The organism is Deinococcus misasensis DSM 22328 (assembly GCF_000745915.1).
GTDB classification, from domain to species: Bacteria; Deinococcota; Deinococci; order Deinococcales; family Deinococcaceae; genus Deinococcus_C; species Deinococcus_C misasensis.
The window spans coordinates 1-26,364 of sequence record NZ_JQKG01000010.1; the positions used below are offsets into that span (position 1 = coordinate 1).

Annotated in this window: 15 protein-coding genes and 1 pseudogene; 14 read left to right on the forward strand and 2 right to left on the reverse strand. The window is 56.6% G+C overall.

Features of this window, described 5'->3' with window-relative positions:
* Positions 1–200, forward strand: a pseudogene (locus Q371_RS27705) (IS110 family transposase); the annotation flags it as partial.
* Positions 201–323: 123 nt separating this feature from the next.
* Here the strand turns inward: Q371_RS27705 and Q371_RS07920 are convergent.
* Positions 324–1,730 carry an aminotransferase-like domain-containing protein gene (locus Q371_RS07920; RefSeq protein ID WP_034338647.1) on the reverse strand — a complete coding sequence of 469 codons (1,407 nt, stop codon included), beginning with the start codon at positions 1,728–1,730 and terminating at the stop codon, positions 324–326.
* A gap of 28 nt (positions 1,731–1,758) precedes the next feature.
* Between Q371_RS07920 and Q371_RS07925 the strand changes: the two genes are divergently transcribed.
* Positions 1,759–2,676, forward strand: a complete 918-nt coding sequence (locus tag Q371_RS07925) for a DMT family transporter (RefSeq protein ID WP_084571318.1) — start codon at positions 1,759–1,761, stop codon at positions 2,674–2,676.
* A gap of 97 nt (positions 2,677–2,773) precedes the next feature.
* On the opposite strand, the gene carB is transcribed toward Q371_RS07925, so the two are convergent.
* A complete protein-coding gene (carB, locus tag Q371_RS07930) occupies positions 2,774–5,842 on the reverse strand; it encodes a carbamoyl-phosphate synthase large subunit (RefSeq protein WP_034338653.1) in 3,069 nt (1,022 codons plus the stop codon).
* A 725-nt stretch (positions 5,843–6,567) separates the two neighbouring features.
* Between carB and Q371_RS07935 the strand changes: the two genes are divergently transcribed.
* The 12 genes from Q371_RS07935 to Q371_RS07990 all read left to right on the forward strand — a co-directional run bounded on the left by Q371_RS07935 (position 6,568) and on the right by Q371_RS07990 (position 26,363).
* Complete coding sequence (locus Q371_RS07935) at positions 6,568–7,767, forward strand: argininosuccinate synthase (protein ID WP_034338655.1); 1,200 nt, start codon at positions 6,568–6,570, stop codon at positions 7,765–7,767.
* A 195-nt stretch (positions 7,768–7,962) separates the two neighbouring features.
* Positions 7,963–8,913: a GNAT family N-acetyltransferase gene (locus tag Q371_RS26900; RefSeq protein WP_157442594.1), complete on the forward strand. Its 951-nt coding sequence runs from the start codon at positions 7,963–7,965 to the stop codon at positions 8,911–8,913.
* Entirely contained in the window at positions 8,910–9,377 is a 468-nt protein-coding gene (locus tag Q371_RS07945) for a GNAT family N-acetyltransferase (protein ID WP_034338657.1), read from the forward strand. Before Q371_RS26900 ends, Q371_RS07945 begins: the two co-directional genes overlap by 4 nt.
* Positions 9,374–10,765, forward strand: coding sequence for an argininosuccinate lyase (gene argH / locus Q371_RS07950; RefSeq protein WP_034338660.1), 1,392 nt, complete (start codon positions 9,374–9,376; stop codon positions 10,763–10,765). Before Q371_RS07945 ends, argH begins: the two co-directional genes overlap by 4 nt.
* Positions 10,766–10,810: 45 nt before the next feature.
* The gene (locus Q371_RS07955) at positions 10,811–11,323 is read left to right on the forward strand and encodes a hypothetical protein (protein ID WP_157442595.1); all 513 of its coding nucleotides are present in this window, start codon (positions 10,811–10,813) and stop codon (positions 11,321–11,323) included.
* Positions 11,324–11,378: 55 nt separating this feature from the next.
* On the forward strand, positions 11,379–11,927 hold the full coding sequence (locus Q371_RS07960; RefSeq protein WP_034338667.1) for an N-acetyltransferase: 549 nt from the start codon (positions 11,379–11,381) through the stop codon (positions 11,925–11,927).
* Complete coding sequence (locus Q371_RS07965) at positions 11,924–12,310, forward strand: four helix bundle protein (RefSeq protein WP_051963682.1); 387 nt, start codon at positions 11,924–11,926, stop codon at positions 12,308–12,310. Before Q371_RS07960 ends, Q371_RS07965 begins: the two co-directional genes overlap by 4 nt.
* Before the next feature lie 60 nt (positions 12,311–12,370).
* Positions 12,371–13,555 (forward strand): glutamine-hydrolyzing carbamoyl-phosphate synthase small subunit, encoded by a 1,185-nt coding sequence (carA, locus tag Q371_RS07970; RefSeq protein ID WP_034338669.1) that lies wholly within the window; start codon positions 12,371–12,373, stop codon positions 13,553–13,555.
* Between the two features lie 335 nt (positions 13,556–13,890).
* Entirely contained in the window at positions 13,891–14,391 is a 501-nt protein-coding gene (locus Q371_RS07975) for a hypothetical protein (RefSeq protein WP_051963685.1), read from the forward strand.
* Between the two features lie 21 nt (positions 14,392–14,412).
* Complete coding sequence (locus tag Q371_RS07980) at positions 14,413–17,484, forward strand: hypothetical protein (protein ID WP_034338671.1); 3,072 nt, start codon at positions 14,413–14,415, stop codon at positions 17,482–17,484.
* Between the two features lie 108 nt (positions 17,485–17,592).
* Complete coding sequence (locus Q371_RS07985) at positions 17,593–20,907, forward strand: isopeptide-forming domain-containing fimbrial protein (RefSeq protein ID WP_034338673.1); 3,315 nt, start codon at positions 17,593–17,595, stop codon at positions 20,905–20,907.
* Complete coding sequence (locus Q371_RS07990) at positions 20,904–26,363, forward strand: DUF11 domain-containing protein (RefSeq protein WP_034338675.1); 5,460 nt, start codon at positions 20,904–20,906, stop codon at positions 26,361–26,363. Before Q371_RS07985 ends, Q371_RS07990 begins: the two co-directional genes overlap by 4 nt.
* Position 26,364 lies beyond the last annotated feature (1 nt).

The window sequence follows — 26,364 nt, forward strand, 5'->3', positions numbered from 1 at the left end:
CGTTGAGGAAAGCGGCGTATCAGGCGGCTTTGGGGGCGATTCGTTCGAAGAGCCGTCTGGGGGAGTATTACCGTGGGTTGCGTTTGCGGGGAAAACCTGGGAAGGTGGCGTTGTGTGCGTTGGCGAGGAAGATCTTGCGGATCGCGTTTGCGGTGGTGAAACAGGGCAAGCCTTTTGATCCGGCTTACCCTGGCCCTTGACGTTTTGGGGAAAAGACAGTATCTCGGCTCTCGGCTCTCGGCTCTCGGCTCTCGGCTCTCGGCTCTCGGCTCTCGGCTTCAAGGCGACGCACGCGTAGCCCCTACAAGGCTCTCGGCAACCCCTCACCTCCGCAATGCCAACGGAGCCAACTCTTCCACCACTTCTCCCAGCCTGTGAATCCCGTCTTTAAGGGTCTGTGGGTCCACTGAGCCGAAACTCATGCGCACAAAGTCTCCCATGGGTTCGGACGGGAAATACACGTTTCCACACACCACAATCACCCCGTTGCGTTCTGCGGCGCGGGTGAATTCTTCGGCTTTGATGCCCTCGGGCAGACGCAGCCACATGTGTACCCCTCCTGTGGGGATGGTATAGGGCGTCAGGCCCGGGATGCTTTTCAGCTCCTGAATGGCAATGTTCCGGCGGTATTTGAGTTCCTGATGGAGTTTTCTCAGGTGCTTGGGCCATGCTGGGCTGGTGACCAGATGAAGGGCCGCCTCCTGGAGCAGTCTGCTGACAAAAAGACCATCCACCACACTCATGGAATTGACCCTTGCCCGAGCTGCACCTTTTGCAATGATGGCCCCCACACGCAAACTCGGGGCGATGCTTTTGGTCAGGGAGCGCAGGTAAACCACGTGGTTTTCGTTCTCGCTGATCAGGGGTGGGGGAGGGTTGCCTTCGAAGGTCAGGCCATTCAGGTAGTCGTCTTCCACAATGAAAGCCTGATGTTTTTCGGCAATTTCCAGCACCCGCTTGCGGCGGTAAGGACTCAGGGTGGCTCCACTCGGGTTGGAGTGGCGAGGCTGGGTGTAAAACACCTTCGCTCCGGTTTTCTGGAAAGCCGAATCCAGAAACTCCGGGATCACCCCCTGGGCATCGGTGGGCACTGGAACGGGATTCAGTTTGTTCGAGCGCATCACGGCCAGAGCCCCCAGATAGGTGGGGGATTCCACAAGCACACTCTGCTCGGGTTCGCACAGGGCACTGAAGATGGTGGAGAGGGCAGCCTGACCTCCAGAGACAATCTGCACATCTGCGGCACGCACGTATCCGCCTGCTTCGTGGGCAAACCATGCCCGCAGTTCTTCGAGGCCTTCGGTCGGTGCCCATCCCCACACCGAGGGTTTGCGCATCACGGCTTTCAGGCTGCTCTGTAACGCTTCTACTGCTTGAAGCTCTGAATCCAGATAACCGGATTGCAGGGGAATGCAACCGCTCGGCACGTTGGCCATGAATTCGCGCAAATTGTCGCCGGGATGGTAACGCGATCCCAGCGTGATTTCCTGCCATGCGGTGGGCTTGGTTTCACGCCTCGGGATGGGGTCTGCGACGTACGTTCCACTGCCAGTTTTGGTGATGATTTTGCCTTCCAGAGCCAGCGCTTTCAATGCTTTGTTGATGGTGATGGGACTGGCCTGAAACTGCTCCATCAGGTCGCGCACGGTGGGCAGTTTGTCGCCGGGTTGGCGGGTCTGGATGTCCTCTTTGAGTGCAGTCAGGATACGGTCTAGACTGGATTTTGACATGGCCTCCCCCTGATTGTTACTATAGAACATGAAAGACAGCGATAACAATACCCTGTATTTACAACCGAAGTCCACAGTGTTATCCACTGAAATGCAGGGCATCCTGCTGGCTTTTCTGGGCGTCTTGATATTTTCATGGACCCTTCCTGCCTCCAGACTTGCCGCTCCAGAGATGGGTGGTCTGGCCGTGGGTGTTTTTCGCAACCTGATTGGGGCTGCTGTCGCTGTTGCGGTTTTGCTCATCAACAAAGAAAAGTTTCCAGAAAGAAAACACTGGAAAAGCATTGCTCTGGCCACCATGGGCACGGTGGGTTTTGGCACCAGTGTGGCCATCGCCATGAAAGATGTGCCCTCGGCCCACGGTGCAGTGGTGATCGCTGTGATTCCCCTGACCACGGCACTTCTGGCCGTTTTGCGGGCCAAGGAACGTCCTCCACTGAATTTCTGGATTGGCATTGTGGTGGGCTGTGCCACTGTGGTCACTTTCCTGATCAGCCAGAACGGGGGCAGCCTGAAATTTCACCCTGCAGATTTGTGGCTGCTGGCTGCTCTGGTGTTCTCCGCTTTCACTTACGTGGAAGGGGCCAAGGTGACCCGCCACATGCCCGGCTGGAAAGCCGTTTCATGGATTCTGGTGTTCACGCTGCCCGTCATTGTGCCTGCCAGCATTTATTTGCTGGTTCAAAACCCCCACATCCTGAGCCTGACCCCCACCGCATGGGGCGGACTGCTTTATGTGTCCCTCTTCAGTGCATATCTGGGCTTCTTTCCTTGGTACCACAGCTTTACTCTGGTTGGCATTTCCAGAGCAGGGGTGATCCAGCTCTTGCAACCCCTGATGACTTTTGTGTGGGGTGCCCTGTTTCTCGGAGAACACCTGACCCCGGCCATTTTGATTGCTGGAGCGGTGGTGCTCGGGAGCACGGTGCTGTGCTGGAAGAAATAGTGCCAACAATACCTCAGAAAATTAAAAAACAAGAGGACGCAAATTTTTGCGTCCTCTTGTTTTCAGCTCTCGGCCCTCGGCTCTGGGCCCTCGGCCTTTAAGCCAGCCACTCCTGCAAGCTCTTGGCCGTTGGAGCCTCATCCTGCACAGCAGCCAGAGCTTTGGCGGTCCAGATGGCGGCCTCTTTGGTGGTCACGATGGGCACGCCACGCTCAAGGCAGGTGCGCAGGTACTGGCTGCCGGTGGTGTCGATGAGCAGTTTGGGCAGTTCGCCGCCGGGTTTGGTGCCCACAGCGTAACCGGCCTCTTGCAGCATCTTGCACACGTCATCGAGGCCCTGACCAATCACGGTCACGGTGCCACCTTTGGGCAGCATGCTCTTGACCCCGAGTTGGGCACGGTAGAAGGCTTTGAAGGGATCGGCGTCGATGCCCATGCTTTCTCCGGTGGATTTCATCTCTGGGCCCAGAATTGGAAGGACGTTTTTGAATTTCAGGAAGGGGAGGTGCACTTCCTTCACGCTGTACATTTTGGGCTGGGGGGTCTCAAGGAAATTCAGGTCCTCAAGGGTCTTGCCCACGCCAATCAGGGCAGCGTACTTCGCCAGAGGGTGACCGATGGCCTTGCTCACGAAGGGCACGGTGCGGGAAGCGCGGGGGTTGGCTTCCAGAATGTAGGCCACACCGTCTTTGATGGCGTACTGCACGTTCATCAGGCCCTTCACGCCCAGTTCCAGTGCAAGGCGTTCGGTGGTGGCTTTGACGGTTTGCAGCAGGTCTTCGGACAGGTGTACGGGGGGCAGGATGCAGGCAGAATCGCCCGAGTGAATCCCGGCAGCTTCGATGTGCTCCATCACTCCGGCCACCACTGCGCGTGTACCGTCAGAGAGGGTGTCCACATCGAGTTCCAGAGCCCCTTCAAGGAACTGGTCCAGCAGGATGGAGGGTTTGCCTTCCACTTCGGCGTACACCTCTTCCAGATAGGTTTTCAGTTCATCCATGCTGCGGACGGTGCGCATGGCGCGACCACCGAGCACGTAAGAAGGACGCACCATCAGGGGGAAGCCCAGTTTTTCGGCGTGCTGGTAGGCTTCTTCGGCGTCTTTGGCGACCAGGCCTTTGGGCTGGGGAATGCCCAGTTTTTCGCAGAGGTCGTTGAAGCTCTTGCGGTCTTCGGCCTGGTGGATGGTCTCTGGGCTGGTTCCGATGATGGGAGCACCTGCGGCAGCCAGTTTTCCAGCCAGTTTCAGGGGGGTCTGACCACCCAGTTGCACGATTACGCCCACGGGTTTTTCGTGGTCGATGATGTTCATGACGTCTTCGAAGGTCAGGGGCTCGAAGTACAGACGGTCTGCGGTGTCATAGTCCGTGGAGACGGTCTCGGGGTTGGAGTTGACCATGATGGTCTCGTATCCGGCTTCTTGCAAGGCCCACACGGCGTGCACGGTGGCGTAGTCAAATTCCACGCCCTGTCCGATGCGGTTGGGACCCGAGCCCAGAATCACGATTTTGGGTTTGTCGGTGGGGGTGACTTCGTCTTCCCACTCGTAGGTGCTGTAGTGGTAAGGGGTGAAAGCTTCGAACTCTGCACCGCAGGTGTCCACGGTTTTGTACACCGGGGTGGCCTTGGCTTTTTTGCGGAGGTCGCGCACTTCCAGTTCAGAGAGGCCCACGATTTCACCGATGCGGGCATCACTGAAGCCCAGACGCTTGATTTCGCGCCAGTATTCATACTTCCACTCTTTGATGTCCCCGAGGTCCAGAATTTCCTTCTCGGCGTCCAGAATTTCTTTGACCTGACACAGGAACCAGTGGTCAATGAAGGTGATCTGGTGCAACTCTTCAAGGCTGACCCCACGGCGAATCAGTTCCAGCAGGGCTCCGATGCGTCTGGGGTTGGGGTAGAGGAGGGCACGCAGGTCGGCTTCACTGCGTTCGGCAAAGTCGGCACGCAGGTCGCCTTCCAGAGAGCGGATGGCTTTCTGCAGGGACTCTTTGAAGGTGCGTCCAATCGCCATCACCTCGCCCACCGAGCGCATCTGGGTGCCCAGACCGTCCGGGGTTCCGGGGAATTTCTCGAAGGCGAATCTGGGGATCTTGGTCACCACGTAATCGATGGTGGGCTCGAAGGCAGCGGGGGTCACGCGGGTGATGTCGTTGGGCAGCTCATCGAGGTGGTATCCCACTGCAAGCAGCGCAGCAATTTTGGCGATGGGGAACCCGGTGGCTTTGGAGGCCAGCGCAGAGGAACGGCTCACGCGGGGGTTCATCTCGATGACGATCACCCGTCCGTTTTTGGGGTTCACGGCAAACTGGATGTTGCTTCCGCCGGTTTCCACGCCGATTTCACGGATGATGGCCAGAGACTGGTCGCGGAGCCTCTGGTACTCCACATCGGACAGGGTCTGGGCAGGGGCCACGGTGATGGAGTCTCCGGTGTGCACGCCCATGGGATCGAAGTTTTCGATGCTGGTGATGATCACCACGGTGTCGTTGGTGTCGCGCATCACTTCAAGCTCGTATTCCTTCCAGCCCAGAATGGACTCTTCAAGGAGCACACTGGTCACCGGAGAATCGCGCAGACCCTGCTCGGTGATTTGCAGGAATTCCTCGTAGGTGTGGGCAATCCCGCCCCCGGTTCCCCCGAGGGTGAAGCTGGGACGGATCACCACAGGGAGCCCGAGTTCTTTCTGGAACTCCTTGGCTTCCTCTAGAGTGTGGACCATCTTGCCTTTGGCGGTTTCCACACCAATTTTTTTCATGGCGGCCTGGAACAGCTCGCGGTCCTCGCCTTTTTTGATGGCCTCGGGACCTGCACCGATCAGCTTGACCCCGAATTCCTCAAGGGCACCGTCTTCGTGCAGTTCCATGGCAAGGTTGAGTGCGGTCTGGCCCCCGAGGGTGGGCAGGATGGCGTCTGGACGCTCCTTGGCAATCACGGCCTTCACGTAATCCTTGGTGAGGGGTTCGATGTAGGTGCGGTCTGCCAGCTCGGGGTCGGTCATGATGGTGGCCGGGTTGGAGTTGATCAGGATCACTTCATAACCGGCTTTTTTGAGGGCCTTGAGGGCCTGGGTGCCGGAATAATCAAACTCGGCAGCTTGCCCGATCTGAATGGGTCCACTGCCGAGAATCAGGATTTTCTTGAGGTCGGTCCGTGCAGGCATAACACTCCTTTAAAGAACGCTGCATCTCGCAGCAGGGAATCGGGTCAGTCGTCGGGGATGGTCGCGCAGGATTTGCAAAGTTGACCCCTCTGGGGCCTGCAAATCTTCCAATCGTAAAGGATAGCATGAGGATGCACCTTCTTTGCAACACATCTATGCAATGGGTTAATAAATTTATGCAGCTTTTGGAACGGTTCATGCACCGTGGTTTCTTCTGCACAGGGCACTTTGAGGTTTAATTTTTTATGGCGTGGTTATAAAAATGCCTGCGCCTCAGGCGGAAAGTTGTTGAATTTTGGTGTCTGTGGGGCAGAAAAGGGGCCATGCAGTATGCAGCAAGAAAATGCGTATTCGGTGAATATGCATGTGGCTTTGGGTCTTCTTTGGGGAGATGCTGGACCAGAGCAGAAGGTCAAAGGCAGAAGGCAGAAGGCCAGAAAAGCTTCAGCCAAAGCAGTATTTGCCTTCTGCCTTCTGCTTTCTGCCTTCTGCGATTTCACGCTGCCTGCTTTTCTGCTCTGCTTTCAAATGCTGAATAATCCATTGACACCCCCGCATAAAAATGTTAATGTCTGTATGAATATACGCCTCAGGCGTGTTCCCCCAACCATGACGAACAGACTGCCACGACGTTAAGACCACCCGACACACCCTGTATTTAAAGGTGTTATGGTCTAGGATGTCGGGGTTTTTTGTCGCCCCAAGCCTTCTGGAGGAGTTGCACCATGACCAAAGAAAAAATCGTACTGGCATACAGCGGAGGACTGGACACCTCCATCATTCTCAAATGGCTGCAAGTGGAGCGCAATTACGATGTGATCGCTTTCACCGCCGACCTCGGACAGGGAGATGAAGTCGAGCAGGCCCGAGTCAAGGCCCTCAACACCGGAGCCGTGAACGCCTACGCTCTGGACCTCAAAGAGGAATTCGTCAAAGACTTCGTGTTCCCCATGATGCGTTCCAGTGCCCTCTACGAAGGCTACTACCTGCTCGGGACCAGCATTGCCCGTCCCCTGATTGCCAAGTACATGGTCGAGATTGCCGAAAAAGAAGGTGCAGTGGCGGTTTCCCACGGTGCCACCGGAAAAGGCAACGATCAGGTGCGTTTCGAACTGACCGCTTTTGCCCTCAAGCCCGACATCAAAACTGTGGCTCCATGGCGCGAGTGGTCCTTCAAAGGCCGTGCAGACCTCGAGGCCTTCGCCCACGAGCACAACATTCCGGTGCCCACCACCAAAAAAGACCCTTGGAGCATGGATGCCAACATGCTGCACATCTCCTATGAGGGTGGCATCTTGGAAGACCCCTGGAACGAACCCCCAAGCCACATGTTCAAACTGACCGTCAACCCCGAGGAAGCCCCCGACACCCCCGAGTACGTGGAAATTGAATTCGTGGCGGGCGATCCTGTGGCCATCAACGGTGAAAAACTGTCTCCTGCACAACTGCTGGAAAAAGCCAACCAGATTGCAGGAGCACACGGTGTGGGCCGTGTGGATCTCGTGGAGAACCGCTTCGTGGGCATGAAGTCCCGTGGTGTCTACGAAACCCCCGGCGGAACCCTGCTGTACCATGCCCGCCGCGCCGTGGAATCTCTGGCTCTGGACCGCGAAGTGCTGCACCAGCGCGACCAGCTTGCCCCCAAATACGCCGAACTGATTTACAACGGCTTCTGGTTTGCTCCAGAGCGTGAAGCCCTGCAAGTCTACTTTGACCATGTGGCCCAGCGCGTGACCGGAACCGCACGCATCAAACTGTACAAGGGCAGTGCCACCGTGGCTGGCCGCAAGTCCCCCTACAGCCTTTATGACAAGGAACTGGTCACCTTCGAGGCCGACAGCGTGTACAACCAGGCCGACGCTGCTGCATTCATCAAACTGAATGCCCTGCGTTTGCGGGTGCTGAACCGGGTGAATGGGAAGTAACCCCCCTCGCTCGTTTCACTCGCTTTCCCCCCTCACGAGGGGGGAGTTTTTCCCCTCGTTTTGCGCTCGCTTTCCCCTTCAAGGGGGATCTTTTCCCTCACAGGTAAAATGGTGACATCAGCACCTGCGGTTTGAACCGACCACCGTTTTCAGGGCGAGCTTGGCCCAACCCACACGAGGGAAAGAGGACCGACCATGAAACTGTTACATCCTGCCAAACGTGAAGATGCAGCGCGCATCGTTTCTCTGGTGCACCGGGCGTGGAAAGACACCATCGACCCCAGATCCAGCGGTCACCGCATGACGGTTCCAGAAGTCGAAGAGATCTTTGACGACTCGGGCGGCGGATTTCTGGTCTCCAGAGACAACGAAGTGGTCGGTTGCGTGTGTTACCGTCCCAACGGCAAAACCCTTGAGCTGTCCAAACTGGCGGTTTTGCCAGAGGCACGCAAGCAGGGCTTTTCGATCATGCTGGTCCGGGCCGTAGAGGATTATGCCAACCAGCATGGTTTCAAGCGCATTTTGCTGGCGGTCAGTCAGTACAACCTCTCGGTGCTCCCCCTCTACGAAAAACTCGGGTACACCATTGCTCCCAACGAGGTCTACGAGCATTCCCATCCGGGCAGTCCCACGCCGGTGGTGATGGTTCGCAAACTGCAAACCCGACGGGATTACCGTTTGCGTCAGGCCACCCATGAAGACGCACCCACCATTGCCGCTCTGGTGCGTGCAGCATGGAAAGATTCCATCGATCCCCGTTCCAGTGGTCACCGGACCACTCCAGAGGCCGTCACCGAGCACCTCTCTCAGGGAGGCGGCTTTGTGATGGAGGAGCACTTCAATTATGGGGAAACCCGTCCGGTGGGTTGCGTGTGCTTTGTGCCGGATGGTGAAACGCTCGACCTCATGAAACTGGCGGTCCTGAATGACACCCGAGGATACGGTCTGGCCAAACGCCTCGTGCTCGCCGTGGAAGAACATGCCGTGCGTGAAGGTTACAAAAAAGTGCTGCTGGCCGTGAGCACCTACAACCTTGCGGTCATTCCGTTTTACGAGAAACTCGGGTACTGCATTGACGAGCAGGCGGTTTACCGCCATCCCAGTGCATCGGTGCCCGGTCCCAAAGTGATGGTGAAGACCCTGTGACCTACACCTTCCGACGGGCCACACCTTCAGACCTGCACACGCTGGCCGAGCACCGGTACCGGATGTTTGCAGACATGGGTTTGCCTGAGGCCCAGTTGGAAGACGTGCGTGAGGCTTTTCTCCCATGGGTGGAAAAGCAGATGCAGGCAGGCACCTACCTCACGTTTCTTGCCGAAAAAGACGGACAGGTGGTGGCAGGGGCAGCCCTGATGTGGATGGACTGGCCACCGGGACCCCTTGATGCCCGTCCGGGCAGGGGATACCTCCTCAACGTCTACACCCACCCCGAGCACCGCAAGCAGGGACTCGCACGCCTGCTGGTCGAACAAGCCATTCAGGAATGCCGGGAACGCAAAGTCAAAGTGCTGTCCTTGCATGCCAGTGAATTTGGCCGTCCCATCTACGAAAAGCTGGGTTTTCAAAGCACCAACGAAATGCGAATTCATTTAGGAGAACATTCATGACCAAAAAACTCTGGGGAGGACGTTTTCAGGAAGCCACCGACAAACTGGTGGAAACCTTCAACGCGTCTGTCACCTTTGACCAGAAACTCGCAGAGCAGGACATCCGGGGCAGCCTTGCCCACGTTGCCATGCTGGGCAAACAGGGCATCTTGCAACCAGAGGAGGTCCAGAAGATCACTGAAGGCCTTCAGAGCATCCTCGAAGACATCCGTGCCGGAAATTTTGAGTGGAGCGTGTCTCTGGAAGATGTGCACATGAACATCGAATCGAGGCTGCGTGAGCGCATCGGTCCGGTGGCTGGAAAGCTGCACACCGCCCGCTCCAGAAACGATCAGGTGGCCACAGATTTCCGCCTCTTCACCAAAGAGGCTGCCCTTGAACTTGCAGACCTGCTGCACGAATTCAGAAGTGTGCTGGTTCTGGAAGCCGAAAAACACCTGACCAGCGATCAGGGTGAGCCCATCATCATGCCCGGATACACCCACCTGCAGGTGGCCCAGCCGATCTTGCTTTCCCACTGGTTCCTGGCTTATGTGGAAATGCTGGAACGTGACGAATCCCGTTTCCGCGACGCTGCAAAGCGCATGGACGAAAGCCCTCTGGGTGCAGGTGCCCTCGCAGGCACCCCATGGCCCATTGACCGCTTCGCAACCGCGGAAGCCCTCGGGTTTGCCCGTCCCACCCGCAACAGTCTGGACAGTGTGGGCAGCCGGGATTTCGCGCTGGAATTCCTCGCGGCTTGCAGCATTGCCACCGCCCACCTGAGCAGGCTCTCTGAAGAACTGATCCTCTACAGCACCTTCGAGTTTGGTTTCCTGACCCTGCCAGACAGCCACACCACCGGCTCCAGCATCATGCCCCAGAAGAAAAACCCCGATGTCTCCGAACTTGCCCGAGGCAAAGCAGGCCGGGTTTTCGGAGACCTGATGGCCCTGCTGACCGTGGTCAAAGGCACCCCTCTGGCCTACAACAAGGACTTTCAGGAGGACAAAGAGCCGGTCTTTGATGCCTTCGAAACCCTCGCGATCATTTTGCAACTGCACATCGACATGATGCCCAAGGCAAAATGGCACGCCAAAGTCACCCGCCGTGCTGCAGAACGGGGTTACTCCACTGCAACCGACCTTGCAGATTACCTTGCCAGAAAGGGCGTACCCTTCAGGGAAGCCCACGAGGTGGTCGGGCAACTGGTGCACCTGTGCGTGGAGCAGGACAAGCAACTCTGGGACCTCACCGAAGCAGAGCTGCAAAACGCCCACGAACTGCTCACCTCTGACGTGGCCGAGCACCTGACCGTGCAGGCCAGTGCCAACTCCAGAGTCTCTTACGGAGGCACCGGACTCCAGCGCGTTACAGAAGCTGTTCAAGACGCCAAAGCCCGTTTGTAAGCCCTTTCATTCGCATTGCTCAAGAACCGTCAGGAGGTGCTTTCCTTGGAAATCCAGAAACAACTTGACCCCACCCTGGGTGCCCTGATGGCCGAAGTTCCCATGGGCGAAATTGTGTCTGAATGGGAAGGGTTTATCGACCTCGGGCTGTACGGGGAAGAGGTGCCCCTGACGGTGGTGGTCTCTGAAGAAGGCATCACCGACGGGCACCGCGACACCTTTGATGAACTCAGCAGCGATCCAGAAGGTTTTTTCAGGCTGGCCTACAGCGAGATTCAGTACGAGCTGCAAAACCACCCAGAGAAATACGGTCTGAATCCAGAAGCGGCCAGCATTGCTGTCACCCTGCTTGCTTCAGGGCAGGGGAGTGAAGTGCTGTTTGATCCCGTGGTGGTGCTCCATCCCGCTCTGGATGGTCAAAGTTGTTTTGGTCTGGGTTTCAAGGAGTCCCAGTTGGATGTGCAAGACGGGACTGGAGTGCTGTTTCTGGATGGACGTCCGGTGGCGGTCTTGAGCCTGTCCCAACTGCTGGATCTTCCAGAGGAAGTCTTGCCATGACCGGTCCATTGTTTTCCGATCTCTCGTTTCTGCCCAGTCGTTTTATGGAGGTCCCATGCTGACTCTGGAATCCATCGTCGTCCCTGACATTCACCCCAATGCCCCCCTGATGCTCAGAAAAGCCAGACTGACCGACATCGACGCCATCAGCGAACTGATCGGGTACTGGGCGGTGCGGGGCCTGATGCTGGTGCGCAGCAAGCAACTGCTCTCCGAAACCATACGTGATTTTTTTGTGCTGGAGGCTGAACCTCTGGAGGGAAAACCCGGAGGGATCGCCGGAGTGGTGGGTCTGCACATGCTGGCCATCGACCTTGCCGAGGTGCGTGGACTGGCGGTTCACCCCTCATTTCAGGGCAAAGGTCTGGGACGCTGGCTGGTTCTGGCCTGCGAACGGGAGGCCAGAGACCTCGGGCTTCCGGCTTTGTTTGCATGGACCTACCAGCAAAAATTCTTCGAGAACTGTGGGTTCACCCGCATCGACAAAACCAACCTGCACCCCAAAGTGTGGAGTGAATGCCAGCGTTGCCCTTTCTACGAGAACTGCAACGAAATCGCCATGCTCAAAGAGCTGTCAGCCGTCAGCGATCAGCCGTCAGCATGAGAAACTTTCGGGAATTGCTGGTCTGGCAGAAAGCCCATCAACTGGTGCTTGAGGTCTATCAGCTCACAAAGTCTTTTCCAGTGGAGGAGAGGTTTGGCATCACATCACAACTGAGAAGATCGGTGGTTTCCATTCCCACCAACATTGCTGAAGGTGCAGGGATGGGAACAGAACTGCAAATGGGCAGGTACTTGCAGATTGCTCTCGGATCAGCAAGTGAAACCGAATATTTGCTTTTGCGTTCTCAAGATCTGGGGTACTTGCCTAATCAAGAGGGTGTCACTCTGGTGGGTAAAGTACAGGAGATGAAGAGAATGCTCTCGGGATTTATCGTAAAGTTGAAAGGATGTGCCGACGCTGGCACGCTGACGGCTGATCGCTGATGGCTGACAGCTCTTTCTCATCCATGAAACCTTGCCTGTGAGCAAGGTATGGGAGGTAACATGATCCGTAAAGAACGTGCAATTCTGGCTCTGGAAGACGGTACCGTATACCGTGGGTACGCTTTCGGGCACCGTGGCGAAACCGTCGGTGAAGTGGTGTTCAACACCTCCATGACCGGATATCAGGAAATCATGACTGACCCTTCTTACAACGGTCAGATCGTCTGCATGACCTATCCCCACATCGGCAACTACGGTGTGGCGATTTATGACATGGAGTCCAACAAGCCCTATGTTCGGGGCTTCATCAGCCGCGAATTCAGCGAGTCCTACAGCAACCACCGCGCCCAGGAGTCTCTGGAGCGCTTCATGCAGGACCACGGCATCGTGTCCATCTCGGGCATTGACACCCGTGCTCTGGTGCGCCGCCTGCGCAGTGGCGGAGTGGTCAAGGGCGTGATTGCCCACCGCAGTTTCACCCACCCCACCGACCCTTACGGCGAGTTCACCCCCGAGGAAGAACACCTTCTGGTGCAACGTGCCCGCAACCACGAGGACATCGATGGCCGCGACATGACCCCCGAGGTCACCACCCCCTTGCCTTACGCTTATCCCACCCTGCAAGAGGGCAAGCGTGTGGTCCTGATGGATTTCGGCATCAAGCACTCCATCGTGAAAAACCTTGCCCGTGTGGGCATTGAGCCCATCGTGGTTCCTGCCACCACCACCCCCAGCCAGATCATGGCCCTGCAACCCCACGGTCTGTTCCTGTCCAACGGCCCCGGGGATCCTGCTGCGCCCACCTACGCCCATGAAACCGCCTGGAACCTGCTGGGCCTGCTTCCCACTTTCGGGATTTGCCTCGGGCACCAGATTCTGGGTCTTGCTGTGGGCGGCAAAACCTACAAGATGAAGTTCGGTCACCGTGGGGGCAACCAGCCGGTCAAGAACCTGCTGACCGGTGAAATTGAAATCACCTCCCAGAACCACGGTTATGCTGTGGACATTGACTCCATCCCCAATGGACAGTTCATTGCCACCCACATCAACCTGAACGACAACACCCTTGAAGGCATGGCCCACAGCCGTTACCCGGTGTTCAGTGTGCAGTACCACCCCGAGGCCTCCCCCGGCCCCCACGATTCCCACTACCTGTTTCAGCGTTTCATCGAAGAGATCAACGCCTTTGATGGTGCCACCGGTTCTCCGATTCAGAAAGCGCTGGCTGGAAAACTGGGAGTGTAAGCGTTTTTTTACAATTCAAAAAAGAGGCTTATCAGACAGGCCTCTTCTTTGTTGTTGAAATAACAGTTTTACCGTTTCGTTAAAAGGCTTTTACACTTTTAAAAACCTGCCATGCTACGCTGAGCAAGTCGTTTGACCCAGTGCCGTAAACGTTTTTGATCAGGACGCCACCTGTAAGAAAGCTGTGATCGCTCTGAGTTTAACCTGAGGACAAACTGAAACGTTGATCCACTTCGGAGTGATGCGGGCGCCTATTGCTGAAGTGGGGAGTTGGTGGCGCGACCGGCAGTCATTGAAATCCAATGGCTGCCTTTTTTTGTCTCTGGAGGTGAAGGTTGAAACACAGAAAGACACAACTGATCCTGCTCCTGATGGGAGGTCTGGTTTTTGCGCAACAAACCCAAGCGCCCAAACTTGACCTCAAAACGCAGATTCTGGCCGTGGTGAAAGTTCAAAAGGATGGCAAAACCCTCGAAGAATTGAAGCCCAGCAACGGTTTGCAAACCCCAGGGCAGGTGGGTGTGCTGAGGCTGACATTGAAAAACGTTTCCAAAGAAACCCTGACCAACATCCGCCCCAGACAGCCCCTCAATTCTGCCCAGGAGTATCTGGCAGGCACAGCAAGCAGCACCCACCCTGTAGAGTTCAGCTTTGATGGCGGACAGACCTTCGCCCCAGAGCCCCTGTTCAAAAACGTACAGGTGCAGGAAAACGGGAAAACCGTTGTCAAGAAAGTCCAAGTCAAACCCAGCGAATACACCGATGTGCGCTGGACCATCAAAGAGTTGAAGGCCGGCCAGAGCGAAGTTCTGGACCTCAAGTTCAAAGTCAGGTAGCACCCTCAGGAGGAGGATTTCATGAGCAAAAAGTTTCTCGCACTTTCACTCGCTCTGGCAGCAGCAGGTACGGCGATGGCCGCAGGTACCGAAGCCGGAACCAAGATTCGCAACCAGGCAATTGCCGACTTCACGGATTCCAATGGCACCCGCCAGACCACCAAGTCCAACGAAGTGTTCACTGTGGTTCAACCTGTTTACTTTTACAACATCACCCCAGATGAAGCCACCACAGGTCAAACCCCTGCACGCAGCACCGATGTGCCCAACACCGCTGCGCCCCGTTATTTCTCCTACTACGTCACCAACACAGGCAACGCAACCGACACCATCAACCTGTATCTGCAACAACTGAGCACTTCCACCATCACCGGAACTGCGACCGTTAAACTCTACATTGATTCCACCCCCAACGGTCAGGTGGACAGCGGTGAAATTGAAGTGCCCAAAGTGGGTGGCATCTACCAGATCAGTGTGGGTGCAGACCAGACCGTCAATCTGGTGGCAGAAATCCGTTTGCCTGTTCAGAGCACCCTCAGCCCTGTTCCTGTGGCCAACTTCAACCTGATGGGCGACAGTGTGAATTTGTCTGAACCATCCCCCGATCCAGACACAACTGTAGGGGTGTTCAACGACGAATCTGGAAATGAACAAAACACCGTGCAGGTGCGCGTCAGCAACGATGCTGCTTTCCAAGTCACCAAAGATTCCAACCTTGCTGACTATGTGGAGCGCAATGGTGAACTGAAATACACCATTCAAGGTTCCAACAACGGTGCAATTGCCGCTGAAGCTGTTGCAGTCAGTGTAGACGGCTCTACCCGCTACGGCATTCTGGTGGAAGATGTTCTGCCCAACGATGGGACCAACCAGCTGGCTTTCTTGACCTCTGCTCTGGGAACCAGTGCAGTGTCCAGCCCCAACAACTACGTTTACAGCGGTCGTGGTGTTGCTGTGCCCATTTACAGGGTTTCTGGAGCATGGACTGCCACTTTCAGCACTTCTGCAACTGCTGTTGCCCTGTTGATTCAGGCAGATGCTGCTGGCATTATCGATCCCAACGCTTTCTTCCAGCCCGGTGACCAGTTCACCATGGTGTTTACGGTCCGCGTGGACAACGATGCCAACTCGAGCAACACCCCCAGTGCCACCATTCTGTCGGTCAACAAACCGATCAACAACACTGCCAATGTCCAGTTCCAGAAGAACCCCGCAGACACCGGCACCACCACTCCATCCAACACCCGCACCAACCGCGTGGCTGCAGATTATGCAGTGGCAGTGGGTCAGGATGACGCAGCTTTGGGTGGCACCCAAGCCACAGACAACAGTGGCACGGAAGAAACCTACGCCACCACCTCTCCTGCGGCTTACCTGGGTCAACCCTACTCCTGGACGGTGTACCTGACCAACAACGGCAACACCGATGACAACATCCGCCTGACGGTTGACAGTGCTGATGACCTTCAGAACGTCACCCTGTCTTACACCAACGGCACTTCCATCACCGTGGGTGATCCCATTCTGGTTCCACAGGGCCAAACCATTGCTGTTCGCGTGACAGGAACCATTCCTCTGACCGCCACAGTGGGTTCTCCTGCGGGTGTGCGCCTGTTGGCCGATTCCGCCAACGTGGCCACCGCCATTGGTGGAGCAGACAAGAGCCTGACCACCGCTCTGGATGCTGCCGACTCCGTGATTCTGGCAAGCCCCAACATCTCCAACCCTTACAGCGTGGACGGTGCAGTGGATGATGCCGCCGCCAGCAAAACTGGCGATGGCGATACGGGCAACGACAACACAGATGTTGCCACCGCTCCTGCCACTTATGTCAATGTGAACCCCGGAACCAATGGCACTTACCCCATTGAAATCCGCAACACTGGCGTGGTGCCAGACAGCTACACCATTGACGTGCCTGTGGGTGCCACCGTGCACACCTTCACCGACACCAACGGAGACGGCAACTGGGATCCCGGCGAACCCATTGGATCTGCCATCACCACCACTCCCATTCTGGCTCCCGGTCAGGCTGTCAATCTGGTGGTTGTGTACCCCATTGCCAGCAGTCAAGCCCCCGGTCAGGTGGATGTGCCCGTCACCCTCACCAGCACCACCCGTCCCACCACCACCGACACCTTCACGGTCAGCTTCGTGGTGCAGGCCAACAACCAAGTGACCTTCACCCCTGACCGCACCGACACCGTGGTGCCCGGTGGTGTGGTGACCTACACCCACACCGTGGCCAACAACGGCAACACCCACGTCAGCTTTGACCTTGCCAATGTGCTGACCGGTACCCCCGGTGATGCCAACGACGGCACCAGCGACAAAGGCCTGATCTACACCTACACCCTCGACAACGGTGCCACCTACATCATCAATCCCGGTGCCATTTGCCTTGCTCCCGGCAGCAATGCAACCATCAAGGTTCGTGTGGAGGCCCCCTCCAGCATCGCCATCGGAACAGAAGACCCCGAGATCCTCTCTGGTGTGGCTTCCTTCTTCACTGATGCTGCCTGCTCTGTGCCTGCTGTGGGCTCTGCCAACCAGACCCTCAGCGTGACCGACACCACCACCGTGGTGGGCACCCTGATCAAGATTGACAAAAAAGTCAAAAACCTGGGCACCAACTTGACCAGTGCTGCGGATGATCGCGATGCCCTCTACAAAGAAGACAACATTGCCTACCCCGGCGATTACCTGGAGTACAAACTGGAAGCCTTCAACAACGGCAACCTGGACCTGTTCGCTCTGGTGGTTTCCGATAAACTGCCCACCAACACCGAGTTTGTGAACTTTGAAGTGGATGATGCTGCCCTGCCCGCTGGCACCAAGATCATGGTTTCTGCAAACTATGATCCCACCAACGTGGGAGCCTCCACCTGGGTGGACATCACCACTGTGGATACCGATGCCGATGGTGTGGTGACAGCCACCGAATGGAATGCTGCCTTCGCGGGTTTCACTTTCGACACCCTGTATGTGGGCTTCAGCACCGATGGTGACACCACCATGGATTTCGCAAACACCGATGACCGCATCCAACCTGCACAGGGCTCCACTGTCCTGTTCCGTGTGAAAGTCAAATAAGCCTCTCTGGGGGCACCAGATGGTGCCCCCTTTTTCCCCTTCTTTTTCTGCTCAACCATAAACCGAGAAATCCTTTTTCTGAATCCCACTGTTTTCTGAGGAGAATCCATGATGCCTGTGTCCCTGAAATCCCTGATCGCACTGCTGCTGGTTTTGCCAGCCTTCAGTCAGGTTCAGGCCCAGACATCTGCCGGAACAAGCATCGACAACCAACACCGCGCAGATTATGGAGACAGCCTCCAGAACAACCTGCGTGCACCTGCATTTTCCAACATGGTCAAAACACAGGTGCTCGGGGTGTGTGCCCCATTGGTGCTGCCTGATGGCACTGTGCTGGATCCCGGTCAGATCAATTCCAGCGTTGCTGGATCCCGGTCTGTGCTGGGCTACACGGTGGAAAACCGGGGCAATGGTGAATTCACCCTGCCCTTGAACGTGCTGCATCTGGACGGCTGGAACGCCCAGAGCATCAAGATTTTTGAAGACCTTGACAAGAACGGGGCAGTGGATGTTCTGGACCCCGAGATCACCGCTTTGACCCTCAAAGCCGGGCAGTCAGCCAGAGTGCTGGTGCAAATCCAGACCCCGTTCAATGGTCTGGGTGCAGCGCACTTTGATCTGGTCGCCAGTTGCACCGACACCCTGAGCACCAAAACCGATGCAGCCAACGTGGCCCGCGTGGTCCTGACGGCTGCATCTTCTGTCAAGCTGGACAAACAAATGGACCTGTCGCAAGTCAAAAAAGGCGATGAGGTCACCGTGACCCTGAAAGTCACCAACACCGGTCTGGACGACCTGCAAAACGTGCAGGTGCTGGATGCTCTGGACCAAACGGCCCTGCAGGGACTGGCTTATGTGCCGGGCACCCTGAAAGTGGTCAGCAATGTGCAACCTTTCCCCGGAGCGATCTTTTTTGAGTCCGGTGTGCAGGCCCTTTCGGTGATTTTTGACCGGATTCCCAGAGCCAGTTTCCGCACCGTGGAATTCAAACTCAAAGTGCTTTCCGATGCTGCTCTGGGAGACCGGGTCAATGTGGCCCGTGTGCAGGGTGCTTCTGCAACAGACGCCACTGTGCTGGTGTCTGCCGAAGCCAGTTACCCCTTTAAAGTCACCTACAGCCCGGAGATCTGGCTGGGTCCGTGGCAAAACCCTCAGGCCGCTGAAATGACTGCAGCCGATGCCCAGAGTGCCACCCTGAACAAGCAAAACACCGACCTGTGTCTGAAACACACTTTGCTGAATGCCGCTCCGGTGTCAGACACCCTGACGGTCAGCATGGAGACCATCAGCCCTGAGTTGTCTTTCCGGTTGCTCAACCTTCAGGGCAATCCTCTGCCCAGTCAGATCGATCTGAATGCGGGCCAGAGCATCGATTTTCAGGTGTGCTACAGCACCAGTGCCAACAAAGAAGGCAGTTTCACCGCCGTTCTGAAAGCCGAGTCCAAACTCGGGGCCACCCCCAACCGCACCGTGGACCAGATCACGGTCAGCTTGCCTCCAGAAATCTGGCTCGGACCACTCAACTTCCCCAGAGCCGCAGAGTTGACCGCCGAAGACACCGTGTCCGGTCAGATTGTGGCCCGCAATGTGCCCGAGTGCCTTGAACACACGGTTCTCAATGCTGCCGAACTGCCCGATGTGGTGACCCTCACCGTAGAAGACCTCACCGTTCCTGCGGTGCTGGGTGGCAACGATGTGCAGGTGCAGTTCTATCAGGGCACCACTTTGCTCAAGCAACCCATCAAATTCAGCTTGCCTGCCCGGGGCAGTGAGAACTTCCGCGTGTGCTACACCCGCATCTCTAACAAGCAAACCCCTTTCACCATCCGCCTGACCGCCACCTCGGACCGCGGACCTGTGAACCGCACTCTGGATGTGGTGACCCACCGTCCTTTGCAGCCTGAAGAACAACTGGTCTTACAGAAATCTCAATCGGTGGCTGAAGGCACCAAACTCTTGCACGGTGATGAGTACACCTACACCCTCAAACTCACCAACAACCTGCCTTTCGTGTTGAATCAACTTCAGGTGACTGACCTGCTGGACCCCAATCTGGATTTCCAGAGTGCAGAAGTGACGGTGGCTGGAGTGGCCCGTCCAGATGTGACCGCCACCGTGACCGAGGTCAAAGACAATGCTGGAAAACGCATTGCCACCCGTCTGGATTGGACGATTCCCGTCCTGAACCCCACTGAAGTGGCAGACATCCGCTTCAAAGTGATGGTTCGCAAAGACGCCAGAGATGGATACCTGATCGACAACTTCTTCACTGCAGATGCACAGGAGCTGTATGCCCCCGTGGAATCCAACCATGTGAAAGTGCTGATCTGGTCCACGGCTCTGGTGCTCAAGAAAGAAGCCGACAAAAAAGTCGTGGAGTACGGCGATGTGATCACCTGGACCCTGACCCTGACCAACCCGGCCAGCACCGTCACCGTGCAAGATGTGACCATCGAAGACAAATTGCCCCGAGGGCTGGTTTACATTGCAGGGTCCACCCGTTGGAAGCTGGAAAATGCTGGAACCGCCAACCAAGAACAAAAAACCGCTGGTGATCCTGTCCAGCAAGGCCAATTGCTGGTGTGGGGTGAGAGCGCCCAATCTCAACTGCCTGACCTGCCTGCCCAGTCCAGACTGGTTCTCACCTTCCAGACCCGGGTCACCCCGGAAGTGGAAGAGGAGATCATCAACACCGCCACTGCTCTGGGATGTGGTCTCAAAGATCCCAACCTGAACCAGTGCATTGTGACGGTGGCTTCCAACAGTGGAGGGGTTTCCACCGCAACCGTGAAAGTCCAGAGCACCCTGTTCAAAACCCCAGCCTTGTTGATGGGCCGCGTGTACATCGATCAGGACCAGAACCGCAAGTTTGACCCTGCCATCGACCGTCCTCTCAAAAATGCCCGTCTGGTGCTGTCCAGTGGCCGCTCGATCATGACCGATGCAGAAGGCCGCTACAGCGTTGATGGCATCCAGACCGGAGTCTGGGCCATCAGGCTTGATCCTTTCAGTGCCCCTTACACCCCACTGTCCATGCCAGAAGACCGGGGCAAATTGGGAAGCCGCAACATGATGGTGGCTGGACTGACCACAGTGGACTTCCCCTTGCTTGCTCCAGAGGCCAACTTGAACACTTTTCGCTCCACCCGCTTGCAATACGGTCCTTTGCTGGTTCAGAAAACTGTGCGCCCAATTGGGAATAATGAATACATCGTGACGGTGAAACTCACAGCGCAACAAGACCTGCCTGAATTCCAGTTGACCGATGTACTTCCAGAGGGAGCAAGCCTGATTGAAGGCGAGTTGAACCCCGCTCTGGACGTGCTCCAGAAAGGTGAACACCTGCTGGATTACCGCATCCGCTTCAACGGAACCTGGGCTGGCGCACTCACCGATCCCCAGGTGCGCTGGAGGTACCCATGAAACGCCTGCTCACCACGTTCCTGCTGCTGGGAACCCATGCAGCTCTGGCCCAGAACACCGCCACCACTTTGCCCATCACCAGTGTGGGGAGTGGCCTGAAATGGGATGCCAGAGAGGAACAGTTGATCATCCGGGTGCTGCAAAAGGGTCCGGTGAAAGTGCAGCTTTATGGGGCCAACTTCGATTCCGAAGACTACCGCAGCAAGCAGTACTACGGCGATGAACGCTACGACCTGAACCCGGTCACTTCTTTGTTCACACTGACCGACAGCACTGGCAAAGTGATCAAGCAGCAGGTGTTTGCGGCTGGAAAACAGGTCTGGACCCCGTTTTTCCAGCAGGACATGCAACCCGGTGACTACCTGTTGACCGTCACCACACAGGGCTTCGGCAAGAACACCTTTCAGGTGAAAACCGACAGTGCCAATGCACAGGTGATCGTCAAAGGGGCCAGTTTGAACGTGCGGGGTCAGGAATGGATTCCGGTCATGGCCCTTGAACTGCTGCCCCCTCTGCAAGACAACCTGAGCTTGAGAATGTACGACGGTGATGGCATCGAAGAGATGGACGCCCAGATCCTCACCCCTTCGGGTCGGGTGTTGCCCCTCAAGGTCTCGGGCAACCTCGTCTGGTCGGACACCCCTTTGCCCAGAGAAGCTGGAAAATACCAGATTTATGCCCGCCAGTCTCCCGGAGCGCAGCAGTTCTCCAACACCGTGCGTTTTGAACTGGTGCAAAAGAACAACCCTGTGCCTCCCAAAACCCCTGACGTGCCTGCAGGTCCAGCCCAACCCCAACCTGAACCCCAGCAACCTGCACCCGACAAAACAGGTCCAGTCAAACCCGAGCCCACTCCGCAGCAACCTCAACCCACCCCTGTGCCTGTGGTGATTCCTGCCCCACAGCCTTTTGTGATTGCCCGAACCGAACAGGATGTCAAACAGATGGGACGATTGCAAATCCAATCTGTGCTGGTGCTTCCCGATGAAACCCTGCCTCTGGAGACACAGGTGCAGGTGGGAAGCAGCACCGTGCAGGTGGACCGGGGCATCTTTGATCAGGAGTTCCCCGCCCAGACCTACAGCATTCAACCGGTCAGAATTGCAGGAACCACTTTTACGTCTCCACAATCTGTCACGGTTCCCACACAGGGACTGGGCAAGGTTCGCATCGAGTACCGCCCCGAGGCCAGTTTGCGTCTGGTGGCAGACCGCGAAGTGGTCACCGAAGGGGAGACCGTCGAATTCACCGTGACCGGCAGCACCCAGTACGCCAGTTACATTCCTGCCGATCTGGATTTGCTGCTCCCCGAGGGCTTCGAAGCTCTGGATCCTCTGGAATTCACCTCACCCATCAAAGCAGGAGAGCCAGCCACTCTGGTGGTGCGTGCCCGTGCGCTGAAAATGGGCGTTTATGCTGTTCCCGCCACCTTGGAGCCTTGGAAAAAGAAAGCCTCTGTGAATGTGACGGTCATCCGTCCCGCGCAGCTTTCCCTCAGCAAGAGTGCCAGCGTCAAAGAAGCTGCTCCCGGTTCCACCGTGACCTACACTGTCACGGTGAAAAACTCGGGCGATGCTGCAGCCAAAAACATCTTCCTGAAAGACGTGCTGCCCACCGGACTCAAAGGGCAGGGCTTGGAACAGCGCTTCGATCTGGCTGGAGGCCAGAGCAAAACCTTCAGCTATGAAGCACAGGTCAATGTGGGTGCCCCCGAATGGATCACCAACACCGCAGAACTCAGCGGAGGTCCACTGGAACAGGCCTTGGTCTCCAAAACCGATGTGCGGGTGGCCCGCCTGATCCTGCAACGCGAAGCCCTGATGACCCCCAGCATTCCCGGAGAAGAGCAGGAAGTGGTGCTGAAAATCACCAACCCTTCTTCTCTGGTGTTGCCTTTCGTGCTCACCGATGACAGCACCAGCATGCTGCAACCCGAGAACAGCAACCGCTTCAGTGGTTTCATGCAGCCCGGCGAAACCCGCACCTTCAAATACAACGCCACCACCACCTTCGGCATCCAGCAGCAGGACAAACTGAAAGCCACACTGGAAAGCAACGGCGAAAAACAGGTTGCACAGACCCCTTTCGAGCGGGTCTTGTTCACCCTGAAGAAAACCGTGTCCCCCGAGCGCACGGTGGTGGGCCGCAAAGTCAATTACACCATCCAGATCAAAAACCCGCTTTCCCGTGAAGTGGATGTCAAACTGTCCGGCAAAACCGATCCGGGCATTTCTCTGGGCAGTGCAGAAAACGCCCTCTTGAACTTCCAGCCTCTGGAAGAGAAAGCGCTGGAGATCCCTGCCGACACACGCATTGCTGGCACCTTCGAGAATGTGGTGCAGCTCAGCAAAAACGGGGTGGCCATTTCCAACCCATCCGTGGCCAGAGTGGAAGTTCTGCCCGAGTTGCTGCCTTTGCGCGAATCCATCGTGACTGTGCCTTTCCAGCAAAACAGCCAGGCAAAAACACTGGTTTTTGGTCAGCAATCTCTGGAAGGGGCCACCTACGTCACAGGCAGCAGCACCCTGAACGGTGAACCCATTGCAGACCCTGTGGTCAGTGAAAAAGGCATCATGTACTGGACGGTTCCTGCTTCGGTTTCAGGCAGCATCACCTACCGTCTGGAACACACCGGAAGCCTGGGCGAAGTGCCTGCTCCGGGCCTGCTGGTGGTCTATCCCAATGGCCGTCAGGAAGTGCTCTCTGGACAACTGGACCTCAAAGACTACCAGAGTGCAGAAAAAGTCAAAGGGACCGAAGTCAACGCTGGAGCCATCAAATTGCCCCTGAACGGCACCGTGGTTCGCCAGAGGGACCGCATCAGCATCGTGGTGGAAGGCACCACCGAAGAAGAACTGGTCCTGACCGTGAACGGTGAACCCGTGCCCGGAGAACTGCTCGGGAAACGGGTGCTGGACAAAGGCAACAACATCCAGCGTCTGGAGTACTTCGCGGTGCCCCTGAAGGTTGGCGTCAACGTTTTGCAGGTGGGGAAAGAAACCATTCAGGTGATCCGCCCCGGCATTGCCCGCAACCTGCGGGTCACCCCCCTGCAAATTTATGCCGATGGCACCAACCCCATCCGCTTCAAAGTCGAGGTCATTGACGAAGCAGGCATCCCAACGGGTGAAGGCAACGTCACACTGGACGCCACTGCCAGTGAAGTGATCGGCAAAGACAGCGACCCTTACACCCCCGGTTTCCAGATGTACCTGCAAGATGGGGCAACCACCTTGGAATTCCGCCCCCAGAGCACCCCACAGGACATTGACCTGAAACTCAGTTACGGCAGCATCCGTTACACCGGAGGTTTCAGACCCCAGTTCACCCAGCGCAAACTGGCCATCGGACAGGCCAGTGTCGGCTTGGCATTCTCCACAGGCACCCTGCAACTGCTGGGCCGTGCATACTATGAAGGTCCCCTCTGGGACGGCAAGCTTTTCATTGCTGCTTCCAGCGATGGCATCGCCACCAACCCGGACACCGCACAGAATCAAGCCTTCCCAAGCAGGGGAGACACCAGCACCACCGAACAACAACTGTTCGGCATGGACCCTGTGGCCTTCGTGTACGACCATCCCGACTTTGAGTTGGCTTACCGTCAGGGCAAACCCCCGGTGGATTTTGTGGCTGTGCCAGCCAACAACACCAACCTGACCTTCAGCACCAAAGGAGAGAGCAAATTCTCGGCGTATGCCAGTCTGGTGCCTGTGGCCCAGTTCACCACCGAAACCTACCCTCTGGAGGACCGGGGTTCCCGTTTCTTCCGCTTTGCCCAGACCGATCTGGTTCCCGAGAGCGAACAGGTGGTGCTCATCCGCACCGACCTGGGCACCGGACAGCAAGAACGCAAACTGCTCTCCAAAGCCAGCTACCTCATCGAGTACAACTACGGGTACCTGATCCTCTCTGACACGGTTCTGCCCACCGACCTCACCGACCTGAACACCACTTACACTCTGGAAGTGCGTTACCGTGTGGCTTCCGCTGCCACCGAACGTCAATTCCAATGGGGGGCCCAGTACAGCCTGACCACCTCTGACCTGAAACTCAGCACAGGCGTGGTAAACATGGGTGACCTGTACACCCTTGGTGGCAATGCCCAGTACACCACAGACAACCTGAATGCAAACGGTGGCGTGTACACCGACCTTCAGGGCTACAAGTGGGAAGCCAGCATTGCTTTCAAGAACACCAACTTCACAGCTGCTGCAAAAGCTGGCTACCAGAGCGAAACCTACAAAGGGGTCAATGCCGGACAGAACGGCCTGTACGCACAGGTGACCGCCAACCAGCAGATCACAGAGAACCTGTCCGTCAATGCTGGTGCAGATTACACCCGCAAAGATGACAAAGAAACCCTGACCTTGCAAGCTGCAGGTACCTACAAAGCAGATGCATTCAGTGCCAGTGCTGGGGTGCGCCAGATTCTGGGCAGCCAGACCAGCACCTTCCTCGAAGCAGGGGTGGGCTACGATGCCAAACCCCTCAGTGTGAACCTGAGGCATGCCCAGAACGTGCAAAATGCTGAGCAGTCTGTCACCAGCTTGAAAGCCCGTTATCAGGTGCTGCCAGATGTGGCCTTTGTGTTCACCGACGATTACACCTGGAACGGCAGCAACAAAGCCGCTCTGGGCCTTGAGACCCGCATCCAGAGCACCAACCTGAGCGTGTTCTATGATTTGCCCACGGCTTCAGGTGATGGTAACCGGGCCAGAATTTCCGCAGACACCAAACTGCCCCTGTCTGCCCAGTGGTCTGTGGACCTCAAGGGTGGCATGGACCGCAACTTCAACACCGCAGCCAACAACTACGCTTTTGGCGTGAACTTCAGGTACCAGAACGAGGGCCTGACCGGCACCATCGGTACGGACTTGGGCATCAACAACAAAGGGGAACTCTCCACCACCTTCAAGACTGGTCTGACCGCCAGTGTCAGCCAGAGCCTCACCCTCAGTGCAGATTACCAGCAGAAATTTGGGGTCAATGCAGGCAAACAAGGCGCATTGGGCTTCGCTGCCCGATTGAACGACTTCAACGCCCTCGGGTTTGTGAAGTACGCCGATGGCTCCATGGGAGGCAACACCCCTGCACTGTCTGCCCGGTTTGCCACCAGTTACTTCCTGCCTTACTGGCAACTCAAAGCAGGCATTGACCTGCGTTACCCCCTGCTGGATCCTGCAGGCTTCACCTATCAGGTGTATGGCGGAGCCATGTACTACGTGACCAATGAATTCGGAATTGGAGGCACCGCACGGATGCTGTCCACCCCAGCCACTGGTATCTACACTCTGGGTTACGGCCTTGAAGCCTCCTTGCGCTTGCTGGAAGGGCTCTGGCTCACCGGAGGATACAACTTCGCTGGTTTCACCGGATCCGAATACATCGAAGCCCGACCTGGTTTTTACGTCAGACTGGACTTCCTGCTGGACGAATTGACCTTTGGAGGAGAGTGAC